Origin of the sequence: Tardiphaga sp. 37S4 (assembly GCF_021044645.1) — a bacterium.
Taxonomy (GTDB): domain Bacteria; phylum Pseudomonadota; class Alphaproteobacteria; order Rhizobiales; family Xanthobacteraceae; genus Tardiphaga; species Tardiphaga robiniae.
Genome location: NZ_CP088008.1, coordinates 1,803,332 through 1,818,481 on the forward strand (window position 1 = coordinate 1,803,332; position 15,150 = coordinate 1,818,481).

The window sequence follows — 15,150 nt, forward strand, 5'->3', positions numbered from 1 at the left end:
ATCGTGAACGACGGTTAAATGGCTGGTTGGCGGATCCGGTCAAATCGAGCACGATCGGTTAACCCTGACCGAACCGGAGGCCATCAGGCGGGGTGCGCGGCGAGCCATTCCAGGTGCTTGCAGTGTGCTTGCGAGAACGGCCACAGGAACCCATATTGGCTCCATCGGTCCTGTAACGGACAGCGTCGCACCCATGCGGCGACCCGGGGCGCCTCTGTGCCCGAGGCGTCCGGCAGCACGTCGTGGCTGGGGACGCTGTCAATTCGGGGCTGGCCAATATCGGCTAGGGACTTTTATACAGGCGCTATGTTCCAGAAACCTTCGAAATTCATGCCTGACGGCATCCTGATGCCTGTGGCCGGCGCCCTCGACGATCGCCGCCGGCGGCCGCGTGGCATGGCAGAGGACGACAACCGGTCCAATGCGCCCGGTGGACCGGCCACCTCGGTCATCACTAAGGTCAAACCCAAGACCAAGCGTCCCAACCTCTATCGCGTGCTGATCCTCAACGACGATTACACGCCGATGGAATTCGTCGTCCATGTGCTGGAAAAGTTCTTCCAGAAGGACGCCGAGGCGGCGACGCAGATCATGCTCCACGTTCATCATCACGGGATCGGGGAATGCGGCGTTTTCACCTATGAGATCGCCGAAACCAAAGTGACGCAGGTGATGGATTTTGCGCGCAAGCACCAGCACCCTTTGCAATGCGTGATGGAAAAGAAGTAGCCTCGCGTGAATTCCCGGAAACTGGGAACAGGTCTTGCATTGAACTGATGTGAGTCGAACGCGGTCGTTCGGCTGCGTCAACAGCGCATGTGACAATGCGCTGGAATGAACAGACGTGCTCTGCGGACGCGTCACAACAAGCAGCGGGAACCAGCCTTTCACCACGATCAGACATCACTATATGTGAGAAAGGTTCTTGTTGCCTGACCCGGCAACGACGATCATGATGGTGGGGGCCAACGAGGACGCGGAATGCCAACTTTTTCTCAAAGCCTTGAACAATCGCTGCATCGGGCGCTCTCGATTGCGAACGAGCGGCACCACCAATATGCGACGCTGGAGCATCTCCTGCTGTCGCTGGTGGATGACAGCGACGCAGCGGCAGTGATGCGGGCGTGCAGCGTCGATCTCGACAAGCTGCGCGGAAGCCTTGTCAATTATCTCGAAACCGAATTCGAAAACCTGGTGACGGATGGTGCAGATGACGCCAAGCCGACCGCCGGTTTCCAGCGCGTGATCCAGCGCGCCGTCATTCATGTGCAGTCGTCGGGTCGCGAAGAAGTGACCGGCGCCAATGTGCTGATCGCGATCTTCGCAGAGCGCGAAAGCCATGCCGCGTATTTCCTGCAGGAGCAGGACATGACGCGTTACGACGCGGTGAATTACATCAGCCACGGCATTGCCAAGCGGCCGGGCGTTTCCGAGGCGCGGCCGGTGCGCGGCGTTGACGAGGAGACCGAGACCAAAAACGGCGACGACGCCAAGAAGAAGGGTGAGGCGCTCGATACCTATTGCGTCAATCTCAACAAGAAGGCGCGTGACGGCAAGATCGATCCGGTGATCGGGCGCACGGCCGAGATCAACCGTGCGATCCAGGTCCTGTGCCGCCGTCAGAAGAACAATCCGCTGTTCGTCGGCGAAGCCGGCGTCGGCAAGACAGCGATCGCCGAAGGTCTGGCCAAGCGCATCGTGGACAGTGATGTGCCGGAAGTGCTGTCGGCGGCCACCGTGTTCTCGCTGGATATGGGTACGTTGCTGGCCGGCACGCGCTATCGCGGTGACTTCGAGGAACGCCTGAAGCAGGTGCTCAAGGAACTTGAGGCGCATCCGAATGCGATCCTGTTCATCGACGAAATCCACACGGTGATCGGCGCCGGCGCCACCTCGGGCGGCGCGATGGATGCCTCGAATCTACTCAAGCCTGCGCTGGCTTCGGGTGCGATCCGCTGCATGGGCTCGACCACCTACAAGGAATATCGCCAGCACTTCGAGAAGGACCGTGCTCTGGTGCGCCGGTTCCAGAAGATCGACGTCAACGAACCCACCGTTGAAGACGCGATCTCGATCCTGAAGGGGCTCAAGCCGTATTTCGAGGATTACCACAAGCTCAAATACACCAACGAGGCCATCGAGGCTGCGGTGCAGCTGTCGTCGCGCTACATCCACGACCGCAAGCTGCCGGACAAGGCGATCGACGTGATCGACGAGTCGGGTGCGGCGCAGATGCTGGTGGCCGAGAGCAAGCGCAAGAAGACAATCGGCATCAAGGAAATCGAGACCACGATCGCGACCATGGCGCGGATCCCGCCCAAGAGCGTGTCGAAGGACGATGCCGAGGTGCTGCGGCATCTTGAGTCGACTTTGAAGCGCGTGGTGTTCGGCCAGGACAAGGCGATCGAAGCCTTGGCGGCATCGATCAAGCTGGCGCGTGCCGGCTTGCGCGAGCCGGAGAAGCCGATTGGCAGCTACCTGTTCTCGGGCCCCACCGGCGTCGGCAAGACCGAAGTGGCGAAGCAGCTGGCGTCGTCGCTGGGTGTCGAGCTCATTCGGTTCGACATGTCCGAATATATGGAGCGGCACACCGTGTCGCGCCTGATCGGCGCGCCTCCCGGCTATGTCGGCTTCGATCAGGGTGGTCTGCTCACCGATGGCGTGGACCAGCATCCGCATTGCGTGGTGCTGCTCGACGAAATCGAGAAGGCGCATCCGGATCTGTACAATGTGCTGCTGCAGGTGATGGATCACGGCCGGCTGACCGACCATAACGGCAAGCAGGTCTCGTTCCGCAACGTGATCCTGATCATGACAACCAATGCCGGCGCCGCCGACATGGCACGTGCGGCCTTCGGCTTCACCCGCGGCAAGCGGGAAGGCGAGGATCAGGAGGCGATCAACCGGCAGTTCGCGCCGGAATTCCGCAACCGTCTCGATGCGGTCGTGTCCTTCGCACATCTGAATTCGGATGTGATCGGCATGGTGGTGGAGAAGTTCGTGCTGCAGCTGGAAGCCCAGCTTGCAGACCGCGACGTCACCATCGAACTGTCCGATCCCGCCAAGGCCTGGCTGATCCAGCACGGCTATGACGAGCAGATGGGTGCGCGCCCGATGGGCCGCGTGATCCAGGAGCACATCAAGAAGCCGCTGGCCGACGAACTGCTGTTCGGCAAGCTCAAGAATGGCGGCCATGTCCGCGTCATCCTGAAGAAGGACGAGGCGGTGCTCGGTGTCGAGCAGGAAAGCATCGGCTTCGAATTCGTCGACGGTCCCGTGACGCCGAAGCCGGAGAAGCTGCCGGCGAAGCGCGGCGCGGCGAAGAAGCCGAAGTCGGGCAAGGGTTCGGGTTCAGCCAAGGGGCCGCTGGAGAAGGCGTAAGCTCTCGCCCGTTTGAACACATGAAAACGGCCGGTGAGAGATCACCGGCCGTTTTTGTTTTGGGGGATACGCTCTCTGTCCTCATGGTGAGGAGGCGCCTCTTCGGCGCCGTCTCGAACCATGAATGCATATGCACCCATCCTTCGAGACGCGCGCAAGCGCGCTCCTCAGGATGAGGGCTGAGTTTGCGGTTTTGTTATTTGGCCAAACGCCTTACTGCCCCAGCAGTTTCTGAATCTGCTTTTGCAATTCGCGCTTTTTCTTCTCGCTCTTGCGCAACCGCTCTTCGATGTCGGAGCTTTCCTTGCTCTCCACCGGCGGATCGGTGAAGGCGACGCCGACGATGTTGTCGCGCCACCAGACGATCCTGGCGAGGAACGAACGGCCCTTTCGCGCGATGTTGAGCGTCAGCTCATCCTTTGGTAGTCGCGCGCCGCTTCCAAATTCGATGCGGGCGCCGTCTTCGGAAATGTCGCGCACGACACATTCCTTGGCCTTCTGGTCCTTGGACGCGACGGCACCGTAGATCACCTTGTCTCTGACGTTCTTGCGCCGCTCGTCCATGTCCTGAGGCCCCCTGAGGTTACAGGCGGGGACTGTACGCAGTTCCATCCGGCGGGGAAGGCTCTCGCGCGGATTGAGCGGATTTAACGTAAACCAAAGTTAAGGGCGATCGCCGAAAGACGGGGTGATCGGCCTCAGGACGGGCTCAGGCCGCCGTCTCGCGCAATCCCCGGGCAATGTCCTTCTGCTTGTCGAATTCGGCCCGGCGGCGCGCCAGTTCCTCGGCGCTGAGCAGGGCAACATTGTTGTAGTCGCGCTTCCAGACCGCGTCCCTGGCCCAGCGCTGCGGCGACTGCAGGGTGGTCTGCGGACCCACGGCGGATTCCAGCAGGCGCAGCGCCAATTCCAGGGTTTGCGCCTGCGAGGCCTTGTCATGCGGCTTGCCGGCGGAATTGCCCAGGGGGAAGTCGCTGAACAGAAAACGGGGCACGGCAGCGTGTTCGACAATGTCCTTGGCGCAGCCCGTTACCACGGTGGCAATGCCATTGGCCTCCAGCTCGCGGGCGACGAGACTGATGGTCTGGTGGCAGACCGGGCAATTCGGCACCAGGACGGCGACATCGACACCATCGGCTTTGGCGCGCTTGACGATCTCCGGCGCGTCGGTCTCAAGGGTCACGCGATGGCTGCGATTGGTCGGCGCGCCATAGAAGCGCGGCGCGACACTGCCGATGCGGCCGGATGCGGCGAGTGCGCGCAGCGCGGGCAGCGGAAACCAGGTGCCGCTGTCGTCTGCCCTCGTGTGCACGCGATCATAGGCGATGTGCGAGATGCGGAGGTCATGATCGACCGACGTATCGCCGTCATAGACCTGATAGAACTTGGCGCCGCCGTTATAGAGCGCGCCCGGACCCTGATCGCCCTTGGCGGGATCGAAGGGGGCTGCGGTGGTGACGATGGCGACGCGCGACTGCGCCAGCGGCTTCTTCAGCGGCTGGAACGGCGCGTCGACGTGGTGGGCCCAGCGATAGGGAACGTCATAGCCGATCGCCTGATAATAGGCGCGGGTGCGGGCCATATACTGGATTGGAACATCGTCGTCGCTGGCAAAGCCGGATGTGTCGTCGCGCGTCTCGGCCATTGTTTGCACTCCCGCTTTTGCCGTCTTTCATTCATAGCTAGCTGCTGGGGTCCCGCTGTCAAGGCGCGGGGAATCCGCGCGGGATCAGGCATGGCGTTCGGAAGCATCATCGGCCGGATAATTTGCCTCGCGGCGCTGTTGCTTGCGCCGGTCGCGGGCGTGCGCGCCGAAGAGCTGCCGGTCAGCGAATTGGCGAAGCCCGGCGCGGACCGGATGATGCCGATGGCGGCGCCGTCGAAGCCAAATCTGGCACGTGACAGTGACGCACGCGAGTCGATGTGTCTGATGATCGAGTCCGCAGCGCGGGCCAACGACCTGCCGCTGGAATTCTTTGCCCGTGTGATCTGGCAGGAGAGCCGGTTTCAGCCCGATGCCGTGGGTCCCGTGACGCGCAATGGCCAGCGCGCGCAGGGCATCGCACAATTCATGCCGGGCACGGCCAATGAACGGCGGCTGCTCGATCCGTTCGATCCGGTGCAGGCGCTGCCGAAATCGGCGGAATTTCTCAGCGAGCTGCGTAACCAGTTCGGCAATCTCGGCCTCGCGGCTGCGGCCTATAATGCAGGACCACGCCGCGTGCAGGACTGGCTCGACGGCAAGGGATACATGCCCGGCGAGACCCGCAACTACGTCTCCGCCATTACGGGAGCGACGGTCGAGGACTGGCAGGCTGTGGGCCGCAACGGCAAGACGCCGCCGCGTGCCGCGACGTCGAGCTGCCGTGAATTGATGGCGCTGTTGCAGCGCGCGCCCAATCCCTTCGTCACGCAACTGGAAGCGCGTGTGAAGCTCGGCGAAGCACGGCCGTGGGGTGTGCAGCTGGCGGCAGGCTTCAATCGTGATCGTGCATTGATGTCCTATGCACGCGTGATGCTGCGCTTGCGCACGGTGGTCGGCGAACGCGATCCCAACCTGCTGAGTTCGCTGTTCCGAAGCCGTGGCACGCGAACCTTCTATCAGGTGAGGATCGGGACCGACACGCGTGACGAGGCCAACGATCTCTGCAGCAAGATCCGCCGGGCCGGGCAAGGCTGTTTGGTGCTGCGCAACGGCAGAGCGTGACTGCTGGCACCCCATGCATTGGCGCCTCTTGACGCCGGCGGCTTTCGGCAGCCTATGACAGGCCGGATCAACCAAGAAGAAACAAACCCACGTGTCGCTTCCTGCACTGGATTCACCGAGATGGCAGGGCAGTGCGGCGGCCTTTCTTTACGGCATGCGGTCGGTCACCACGACCATCCTGACGCCGGTACTGTTCGCGACCTATGTCGGCATCGGCGCGCTGGCCCATGACACGCATTTCAGCCTGTTCTGGGCGCTGGCGAGCACATTGTTCGTCTGGGCCGGCCCCGCACAGATTATTCTTCTCGTCGCGCTCGGCTCTGGCGCCACGGTCATTCAGGCGGCGCTCGCGGTCACCGTGAGTGCGATCCGTTTGTTTCCCATGGTGGTGTCGGTGCTGCCGATGCTGCGCATGCCGGAGACCAAAAAGCGGCAACTGATCCTGCCGTCGCATTTCATCGCCGTGACGCTGTGGGTGGAATGCTTCCGGCTGATGCCGCTGGTCCCACGCGAGCGACGCATCGCCTTCGTCAACGGCCTCGGTCTCGGACTTGTGTTGTCGTCGCTGACCGCGACCTTCATCGGCTATCACCTCGCGGCCAATCTGCCGCCGCTGTTCGGCGCGGCGATCCTGTTGCTGACGCCGTTGGCGTTTCTGCTGTCGACGGCGCGCAACTGCAAGCAGCTCGCCGATGTCGTGGCGCTCGTGCTCGGTCTCGCGCTGTTTCCTGTCGTGTCGCTCTTCAACACCGGCGTTGATATTCTGATCTCCGGCGTCTCGGCCGGGACGATCGCCTATGGCGTGCATCGCTGGAGGCGGCGATGAGCGACTTCATCGGCGACTGGCATGCGTTGCTCGTACTGCTGCTAGCGGGTTTCCTGCCCAATGAAGTCTGGCGCATGCTCGGCCTGTGGCTCGGCGGCGGTGTCGATGAAGAGTCCGAGATCCTGATCTGGGTGAGGGCGGTGGCCACTGCAATCCTAGCCGGTGTCATCGCGCAAATTCTTGTCGTGCCGCCCGGCGCGCTGGCGAGTATTCCACCGCCGTTGCGCTATGGCGCGGTGGCTGTCGGGCTCGTCGTCTTCGTCGCTTTCCGGCGCTCGATCTTTCTCGGCGTCGCATGCGGGGAGCTGGTGATGGTCACCGGCAAATACATCCTTGGTTGATAGACGACAGCGTCAGGCTGTATCGGCCTTGTATGACTGCGTGAACGCGATAGTCTCCGCTCAACTTAAAAATAGGGGTTGGGAGACGATATGAGATTGCGCGCAAGTTCTGCCTTGATAACCGGCATCGTCATCGTCGCGATGGGTTTTGCCGCGCCGCTCGCCCGTGCGGCGGAATATCCGACGCGTACGATCAAGCTCGTGGTGCCCTATGCAGCCGGCGGCCCGACCGACGTGCTCGCGCGTCTCGTGGCGGATTATCTCGGCCGCGACCTCAAGCAAACGACGATCGTCGAGAACAAGCCGGGCGCGCAGGGCGCCATCGCCGCCGAAATGGTGACGCGTGCAGAGCCCGATGGCTACACGCTGTTTGTCACGGCCGCGTCCATCATGGTGCTCAATCCGCTGCTCTACAAAAAGCTGTCCTACGATCCGCAGAAAGATCTGCGGATGCTGACGGTGGTGACCGATCTGCCCGTGGTGATGGAAGTGCATCCGTCCGTGCCGGCCAAGACGGTGAAGGAATTCGTGGCCTACGCGAAGGCCAATCCGGGCAAGCTGAATTTCGGTTCGGCCGGCACCGGCGGCACCATTCATCTCGCGGGTGAGATGTTCAAGCAGATCGCTGGCGTCGAGATGACCCATGTGCCGTACAAGGGTGCGGGACCGGCACTGACCGATCTCCTCTCCGGCAATATCCAGGTGATGTTCGATACGCTCTCCACCGCGCTACCGCCGGTGAAGGCCGGGTTACTGCGCCCGCTTGGCGTCAGTTCGAAAGAACGTAGTCCCGATCTGCCTGACGTGCCGACCGTCATCGAGAGCGGCTATCCTGACTATCAGGTCGGCGTCTGGTTCGGTCTGGCGGGGTCGTCGAAACTGCCGGATGATGTCGTGAAGACCGTGATGGCCAGCATGGACCGTGCCTTGAACGACACTACGTTCCGCGCATCGCTGGAAAAGATCGGCTTCCCGGTGCTGCGGCCGAAGACGGTCAGGGAGATCAACGAATTCGTTGACGAAGACCGGGCCCGGTGGTCGAAGGTGATCAAGGCGCAGGGTATCTCGCTGGATTAATCGACAGGATACAAGAGCGGTGACCAATGGTTCGTGAAAGTGAAATCCGCGCCGGCGAACTCGCCGTCGATGCACCGAAGCCGAACCATGCGGGTCTCGTCTATATCGGGCGCATCCGCACGCCCTGGACGTCGCGGATGGAAACGCCGCGGCAGGGCCGCCATGACGGCCCGGTGTGCCGACTCGAGATATTCGAGCCCTGGGTGGCGGGGCTGAAGGATCTCGACCTCTACAAGCATCTCGAAGTGATCTACTGGCTGCATTTGTCGCGCCGCGACCTGGTGCTGCAGAGTCCGAAAAACGACGGCAATGCGCGCGGCATCTTCTCGTTGCGCACACCGGTGCGGCCCAATCCGCTGGGCACATCCATGGTGAAGCTGGTGGGGATTGAGGGGGCGACCGTGCTGGTGCGCGGGCTCGATTGCCTCGACGAGACGCCGTTGCTGGATGTGAAGCCCGACCGCTGCGAGTTCACACCGCTGGCGCCGCCGCAGCCGGGCGACTTTCAGACGGAGTAGGGGACTTAACCTCTCCCCGCTCTTTGCGGGGAGAGGTCGCCGCGTCTTCGCGGCGGGTGAGGGGCTGTGCACGACGTTGACGCGAGTAAACGCTCTCGGGTCGGTAATTTGAAGCCGCAGGCAGCGATCCGATAGATCACCATTGCGATTGGCTGTGTGCCTTGCCCCTCACCCACCCCTCTCCCCGCAGAGCGGGGAGAGGGAGCGCACGGCCGGTGCGCAGCTTACAGCGCCGCCAGTGCCGCGATCAGCTTCGTCGCGTTGTCTTCCAGCACTTTCGGATCTTCCTTGCGCGATGCCGGTGGCAGCAGGCCGACATTGTCGTGGCGCGGCATCACATGCATGTGCAGGTGAAACACCACCTGGCCGCCGGCGGCCTCGGAATATTGTGCGACGGTCATGCCGTCGGCCTTGAAGGCCTGTTTGCAGGCAGCGGCGATCTTGTGGGCGGCGCGGATGACATGGGCGTAGTCGTCAGGCGTGATGTCGAAGATGTTGCGCGCGGGCGCCTTCGGGATCACCAGCGTATGGCCGGGGGAGCGCGGCATGATGTCGAGGAACGCCAGCACGTGGTCGTTCTCATAGACCTTGTAGCAGGGGAATTCGCCGCGCAGGATCTTGGCGAAGATGTTGTTCGGGTCATACGCGGTCATGGAATCCTCCGGAGAATTTCGGCGCAAATTTGGGCGACTGTCGCCGCCAGAGGGGAGCCGGTCAAGACGGCTTAATCCTGCTCGTCGCCCTTCCTGAACGGGCCGGCTTCGGTCAATTCGCGGACGGCCTCCGCGACATATTCGCGCTCGCGCTGAAGATATTCGCCGACGGCCTGACGCAGTCCGCGATCGGCGATGTAATGCGCCGAATAGGTGGTTTGCGGCAGATAGCCCCGTGCGATCTTGTGTTCGCCCTGGGCGCCGGCCTCCACGGTCTTCAACCCGCGGCGGATCGCGAAGTCGATGGCCTGATAGTAGCAGACCTCGAAATGCAGGAACGGGTGATGCTCGACGGCGCCCCAGTGGCGGCCGAACAGCGTATCCGAGCCTATGAAATTGATGGCGCCGGCGATCCACTTGCCATCGCGCCTGGCCATGATCAGCGCGACGTCATTGCTCATGCTCTCGGCGATCAGCGCATAAAACTCGCGTGTCAGATAGGGGCGTCCCCATTTGCGCGAGCCGGTCTCCATATAGAAGGCGAAGAACGCGTCCCAGGCATCCTCGGTGATCTCGCTGCCGGTGAGGGGATGGATGGTGATGCCATTGGCCAGCGCATCGCGGCGCTCGCGCTTGATCGCCTTGCGATGGCGCGAATTCAGCGTTGCCAGGAAATCGTCGAAGGTGCTGTAGCCATCATTGCGGAAATGAAACTGCTGGTCTGTCCGCTGCAGGAAGCCGCGTGCGGCGAGAAATTGCCATTCGCTCTCGCGCGCGAAAGTGACATGGACGGACGATGCATCGGTGGCCTCGCAGAGACCGACGAGGCCGCCGGCCAGCGCCGCGCCGACGCGTTCCACATCGACGCCGTCGCGGATCAGCAGGCGCGGGCCGGTGGCGGGCGTGAACGGAACCGAGGCCTGCAGCTTCGGGTAATATTGCCCGCCGGCGCGCTCATAGGCATCGGCCCAGCCGCGGTCGAAAACGTATTCGCCCTGCGAGTGCGACTTCAGATAGCAGGGCACGACACCGACGATGCGGCCCTCGCTCTTGGCGATCAGATGTCGCGGTCCCCAGCCGGTGCGGGCGCAGGCCGAGTTCGATTTTTCGACAGCCGTGAAAAAGGCGTGGGACATGAACGGGTTGTAAGTGGGCTTCGAGGCGCAACCATTGGCCGCCGGGGCCAGCGTATCGAGGCTCTCAATGCCACCGAGATCGGCATGGCCGGTGGCACAGGCATCCCAGTCCGTGGCCGGAATCTGGCGGATGGACGCCACTGCTTCGAGCGTAATTTCCGATGACGTCATCAATCACTTGAACCGGTCATATGCGATCAACCGTCGCGGTGACCGCTCCTAAGATTGTGCATCGCGCCGGACACTTCAAGTCCCACTCCGTCATGCCCGGGCTTGTCCCGGGCACCCACGTCTTGGTCACAAGCGCCGTAAGCAAGAGAGGCGTGGATGGCCGGGACAAGCCCGGCCATGACGGCGTTCTTTTCAATTTACGGCACAAAGCCTTCGAACGTCATCTGGTCGGCATAGCGGGCGGTGATGGCGCGCTGTTCCGGCGTGCGCACGGTCCAGGTCAGGAGCGCGCAGCCGAACAGGTTGCGCGCGATCCAGGGCGCTGGGGCCGGCAGTTCCTTGACCCAATAGGAGACGAAATGCGGGCGGGTGCGGAAGGCGTGGCGGAGATGGCGCATTCCGTCGCGCTGGGCCTGCGTCAGCGTCAGCCATTCGCCGTCGTCATAGGTGCGCTGGGCGGTGATACCGCGCGGGATCTCGGGGGCGATTTCGCGCATCGCAAGAACCTGATCGGGATCGAACGACATCCAGGCAACCGGCCCGCGATAGGTTTTGAGAATCTCGGCGACGCGGGCGACCAGTTTGCGATCGCCGTCGAAATGGCTCTTGATCTCGATCACGAGCCCGACACGGCCGTCGATCAGTGCAAGCAGATCGCCGAGCGACATCATGCGCTCGGGCGTGTCCTTGAAGGCTATTTGCTTGAGTTCGGTGGAGGTCTTTGCGAGCAGGGGACCGGAGCCCTCGGTCAGGCGTCCCAACTCATCGTCATGATGCACCATCGCCTCGCCGTCGGCGGTGAGCTGCACATCGGTCTCGATGCTGAAATTGCCTGATATGGCGGCGTGCATGGCGCCGGGCATGTTCTCGACAATGCCGCGGGCAGGGTCGTGCAGGCCACGATGCGCGACCGGCCGGGCGATGAGCCAGTCAGGTGCGCGCATCGGGATTGTCCTGCATCAGAGCGTTTTCAAGCGAAGTGGATACCGGTTCGCGTGAAGAAAACGCGTCAAAACGAAAAGCTAGATGACTTCAAACACCGCGTCGACCTCGACCGCGCAATCGGCGGGGAGCGAAGCGACGCCGACAGCGGCGCGGGAGTGACGGCCCTTGTCGCCGAAGGCTGCGACCATCAGATCCGAGGCGCCGTTGATGACGGTCGGTGCGTCGATGAAATCCGGCGTCGAATTGACGAAGCCGCCGAGGCGGACGACGCGTGCAACCTTGTCGAGATCGCCGAGGGCAGCCTTGACCTGAGCGAGCAGGTTGATCGCGCAAACGCGGGCGGCATTGACGCCCTGTTCGATGGTCACGCTGGCGCCGAGCTTGCCCTTGGCGATCAGCTGGCCGTTCGCGTCCTTGCAGATCTGACCGGAGACGAACAGCAGATTGCCCGTGCGGACGAAGCCGACATAATTCGCCACGGGGCTGATGGGCTCGTGAAGCTTGACCCCCAGATCCGCAAGTTTCTGCTCGACAGTGCCTGCCATTATGATTCCCCAAATGATTGATGAAGTGCCCGAACAAAACTCCCCAAAGGGTTCAGGCACCGTCTGTTTCACCCATACCGCGTCGCCGCGCAAGTGACGATCCGGCGACGCCGGGCCGCCCCGCAATAGTGCGGTTCTGGCAAGATTTGCTGCAGAATGTGGCATTTGCGCAGTGCGAATCCGGCGCGGCCGTAGTTGCGACGCAATAGGACGCTCTCTATTGTTGTAGTTCCAGAATCCAGGGAAAACCCATGCGCCGCATTTCCTCCGTTTCGCGATTCCAGGCTGCCTCGCTGGCACTGACCATGGCGGCCTTTGCGGCGCCGGTGTCGGCATTCGCGGCTCCGCCTGCTGCGGGCACGCCGTTCGTGGCGCATCAGGCGCTGTATGAGCTGAAGCTGTTGAAGTCGCGCGGCAATGCCAGCGTCAACAGCGCCAGCGGCCGCATCCTCTATAATTTTACCGGCAGTGCCTGCGAAGGCTACACGTCGGATTTCCGTCAGGTTTCGGAGCTCAACAGCGGCGAGGACAAGACCACGCTGAGCGATCTGCGCTCCACCAGCTGGGAAGCCGGCGACGGCAAGAGTTATCGGTTCAAGATCGACACCCGGATGAATGACGGTGATGCCAGCGCCGTCGACGGCATGGCGGAACGCGAGGGCGATCACGTCACCGTCAAGCTCAAGCAGCCGGTGGCGAAGACCTTCACGCTGGAGGGCTCCACGGTGTTTCCGACCGAGCAGATCCATCGCATCATTGCTGCCGCACGCGAAGGCAAGTCGGTGCTGGAACTGAATGTCTATGACGGGTCGGATACAGGCGAGAAAGTCTACAGCACTCTCTCGGTGATAGGGCAGGCGATCCCCGGCGATCGCAAGGTCAGCGAGCCCGATCCCTCGACGGGCGCAGATGCGATGAAGAAACTGACCCGCTGGCCGGTGACCGTCAGCTATTTCGATAAGTCCGCGAAGCGCGGCGACGACGGCGAGCAGACGCCGGTCTATGCGATGTCGTTCGAATTGTATGAGAACGGCGTCTCGCGGTCGCTGATGCTGGACTACAATGACTTCGTCATCGGCGGCGCCATGAGCAAGTTCAATGTGAAGGACAGCAAGCCTTGTAAGTGAGGGATGCCCCTCGCCCCGCCGGGCGAAGCTTTGCTTTGCAAGGCGGGGAGAGGGTGGCGCGGACGAAGTCCGCGACGGGTGAGGGGGACTCTCCGAGAGCTGAGCAGGTGGAGAGTCCCCCTCACCCGACTTCCACGCGCTTCGCGCGTTTCAGTCGACCTCTCCCCGCAAGCGGGGAGAGGTGAAGTTCGTCACTCCGCCCGCGACAGCCGCATGCTGTCCAGCAAACGCAGGCCACCGCCGCTTTCGCTCTTCAGCAGCTTCTTCACCGCGCTCGATGCCGCGATCTCGTAATGGTCGGCATAGGCTTCGTGGTTCTTCTCGATATCGTCGAGACGATACAGATAGTTCACCATCAGACTGGCGGATTCGCGCAGGCCCTTGGCCGACGTATCGCCAAGCCAGTCGATGCGCTCGAGCCGTGCGCCGTTGCCGAGATGGAAGCGGGCGACGGAATCGATCGGGCCGCCGCGCGGGCTCTTGGCTTTCAGGAAGTAGTGTGCGGCGAGCTGCTCCATCACGGGCTTGAGCTGCACCGTCAGTGCCGTGTCGTTGACCCATAGCGGATCGGCGAGCATGTCGACCAGCGCCTGATCCTCATTGGACAGGTTGAGGTCATCGGCCTTCTTGAGCCACTTCATGAAACCCGGCACCGGTGACAGCGTCACGAAAGTGTCGAGCTTCGGCAATTCGCGGCGCAGTTCCTCGACCACCTGCTTGATCAGGAAATTGCCGAAGGAAATGCCGCCGAGGCCGCGCTGGCAGTTGGAGATCGAATAGAACACGGCGGTGCGCGCGCGCTCAATCGGCACCGGCTGACGATCGACCGCGAGCAGCGGGGCGATGGCGCCCGGAATGGTTTCGGTGAGCGCAACCTCGACGAAGATCAGCGGTTCATCGACAAGGGCAGGGTGGAAGAACGCATAGCAGCGGCGATCCACGGGATCGATGCGGCGGCGCAGATCGTCCCAGTCGTGGATCTCATGCACCGCTTCATACTTGATGACTTTTTCGAGCACATTGGCGGGCGTGGACCAGTCGATCTTGCGCAGCACCAGAAATCCCCTGTTGAACCAGGATGCCAAGAGATGAACGACGTCGCGATCGACGGCGTTGAGGTCTTTGTTACCATTCTTCAGATCGAGAAGATCTTCACGCATCTTCACGAGTTCGCTGGTCGCGTTCGGCGCGCGGTTTAGCCGGCGAAACAGTTCCTGCCGCTGCGGCTCGGATGCAAAATGCAATTCGCCGGAGATGTCGCCGGTCGGCTTGGCACGCCATGCTTCGATGGCCTTTTCAAGCTTGTCACGATCGGGACCGTAATTCTGTGCGAGGTTTTCGAAGAAGGTGAGGCGACCGGCCTCGTCGAGACTCTTGTAGCGATCGAGCACGCCGCGCGCGAGGACCGTGCCGGACGCTTCGCCGCGTCCCGACAACAGCTCCGTGCAGAGTTCGATCAAGTCCGATGCGTTCTGTTTGGGATCGACAGATGCGGGACCGAGCCGCAGCAGAGTGCGTCCGCGTTCCGAGATGGATGCGAGGAGATCGGAGAAGAAGGAGTCATTGCTCATGGTGAATCAATTCCCGGGCTGGCAGTCCAACCAGTCCGCTTCAATATAGCCCATAGCGAGGCATATTGCGCGATCATTTGAAGCATGAAACAATTGTGAGTGGGGAGCGCTTCGGCAAGAGAATTGCATTCGTTTCTGACTGCGGCCGGATC

General features: G+C 62.2%; 15 protein-coding genes. 8 read left to right on the forward strand and 7 right to left on the reverse strand.

The features are described from left to right. Nucleotides 1-396: 396 nt before the first annotated feature. Both clpS and clpA read left to right on the forward strand, forming a co-directional pair. Nucleotides 397-729 (forward strand): ATP-dependent Clp protease adapter ClpS, encoded by a 333-nt coding sequence (gene clpS, locus LPB73_RS08780; RefSeq protein ID WP_068734422.1) that lies wholly within the window; start codon nucleotides 397-399, stop codon nucleotides 727-729. Between the two features lie 252 nt (nucleotides 730-981). Beyond that, entirely contained in the window at nucleotides 982-3,381 is a 2,400-nt protein-coding gene (clpA, locus tag LPB73_RS08785) for an ATP-dependent Clp protease ATP-binding subunit ClpA (RefSeq protein WP_089263729.1), read from the forward strand. Nucleotides 3,382-3,594: 213 nt separating this feature from the next. Here the strand turns inward: clpA and LPB73_RS08790 are convergent, their stop codons facing one another. Further along, nucleotides 3,595-3,945 (reverse strand): PilZ domain-containing protein, encoded by a 351-nt coding sequence (locus LPB73_RS08790; RefSeq protein ID WP_068734400.1) that lies wholly within the window; start codon nucleotides 3,943-3,945, stop codon nucleotides 3,595-3,597. Between the two features lie 145 nt (nucleotides 3,946-4,090). Beyond that, nucleotides 4,091-5,026: a glycine/sarcosine/betaine reductase selenoprotein B family protein gene (locus LPB73_RS08795; RefSeq protein WP_231080319.1), complete on the reverse strand. Its 936-nt coding sequence runs from the start codon at nucleotides 5,024-5,026 to the stop codon at nucleotides 4,091-4,093. Nucleotides 5,027-5,116: 90 nt separating this feature from the next. On the opposite strand from LPB73_RS08795, the gene LPB73_RS08800 reads away from it, so the two are divergent. The 5 genes from LPB73_RS08800 (at nucleotide 5,117) to tsaA (ending at nucleotide 8,850) form a co-directional block, all read left to right on the forward strand. Continuing rightward, on the forward strand, nucleotides 5,117-6,088 hold the full coding sequence (locus LPB73_RS08800) for a lytic transglycosylase domain-containing protein (RefSeq protein ID WP_231080320.1): 972 nt from the start codon (nucleotides 5,117-5,119) through the stop codon (nucleotides 6,086-6,088). A 91-nt stretch (nucleotides 6,089-6,179) separates the two neighbouring features. Then, nucleotides 6,180-6,914 carry an AzlC family ABC transporter permease gene (locus tag LPB73_RS08805; protein ID WP_231080321.1) on the forward strand — a complete coding sequence of 245 codons (735 nt, stop codon included), beginning with the start codon at nucleotides 6,180-6,182 and terminating at the stop codon, nucleotides 6,912-6,914. Then, nucleotides 6,911-7,255: an AzlD domain-containing protein gene (locus LPB73_RS08810; RefSeq protein WP_120292013.1), complete on the forward strand. Its 345-nt coding sequence runs from the start codon at nucleotides 6,911-6,913 to the stop codon at nucleotides 7,253-7,255. The genes LPB73_RS08805 and LPB73_RS08810 overlap by 4 nt, the downstream gene beginning before the upstream one ends. Before the next feature lie 90 nt (nucleotides 7,256-7,345). Then, nucleotides 7,346-8,332 carry a Bug family tripartite tricarboxylate transporter substrate binding protein gene (locus LPB73_RS08815; RefSeq protein WP_231080322.1) on the forward strand — a complete coding sequence of 329 codons (987 nt, stop codon included), beginning with the start codon at nucleotides 7,346-7,348 and terminating at the stop codon, nucleotides 8,330-8,332. A gap of 26 nt (nucleotides 8,333-8,358) precedes the next feature. Next, nucleotides 8,359-8,850, forward strand: a complete 492-nt coding sequence (gene tsaA / locus LPB73_RS08820) for a tRNA (N6-threonylcarbamoyladenosine(37)-N6)-methyltransferase TrmO (protein ID WP_231080323.1) — start codon at nucleotides 8,359-8,361, stop codon at nucleotides 8,848-8,850. Nucleotides 8,851-9,074: 224 nt separating this feature from the next. Here the strand turns inward: tsaA and LPB73_RS08825 are convergent, their stop codons facing one another. The 4 genes from LPB73_RS08825 to LPB73_RS08840 all read right to left on the reverse strand — a co-directional run bounded on the left by LPB73_RS08825 (nucleotide 9,075) and on the right by LPB73_RS08840 (nucleotide 12,300). Continuing rightward, entirely contained in the window at nucleotides 9,075-9,503 is a 429-nt protein-coding gene (locus tag LPB73_RS08825) for an HIT family protein (RefSeq protein WP_089263737.1), read from the reverse strand. A gap of 71 nt (nucleotides 9,504-9,574) precedes the next feature. Further along, the gene (locus LPB73_RS08830) at nucleotides 9,575-10,810 is read right to left on the reverse strand and encodes a GNAT family N-acetyltransferase (RefSeq protein ID WP_231080324.1); all 1,236 of its coding nucleotides are present in this window, start codon (nucleotides 10,808-10,810) and stop codon (nucleotides 9,575-9,577) included. A 197-nt stretch (nucleotides 10,811-11,007) separates the two neighbouring features. After that, complete coding sequence (locus tag LPB73_RS08835) at nucleotides 11,008-11,754, reverse strand: glycerophosphodiester phosphodiesterase (protein ID WP_231080325.1); 747 nt, start codon at nucleotides 11,752-11,754, stop codon at nucleotides 11,008-11,010. A gap of 78 nt (nucleotides 11,755-11,832) precedes the next feature. Further along, nucleotides 11,833-12,300 (reverse strand): RidA family protein, encoded by a 468-nt coding sequence (locus LPB73_RS08840; RefSeq protein ID WP_120292021.1) that lies wholly within the window; start codon nucleotides 12,298-12,300, stop codon nucleotides 11,833-11,835. A 251-nt stretch (nucleotides 12,301-12,551) separates the two neighbouring features. Here LPB73_RS08840 and LPB73_RS08845 point away from each other — a divergent pair, with 251 nt between their 5' ends. Next, a complete protein-coding gene (locus tag LPB73_RS08845; protein WP_414716876.1) occupies nucleotides 12,552-13,427 on the forward strand; it encodes a cell envelope integrity EipB family protein in 876 nt (291 codons plus the stop codon). A 191-nt stretch (nucleotides 13,428-13,618) separates the two neighbouring features. On the opposite strand, the gene LPB73_RS08850 is transcribed toward LPB73_RS08845, so the two are convergent. Further along, nucleotides 13,619-14,998, reverse strand: a complete 1,380-nt coding sequence (locus tag LPB73_RS08850) for a malonyl-CoA decarboxylase (protein ID WP_231080326.1) — start codon at nucleotides 14,996-14,998, stop codon at nucleotides 13,619-13,621. Nucleotides 14,999-15,150: the final 152 nt, after the last annotated feature.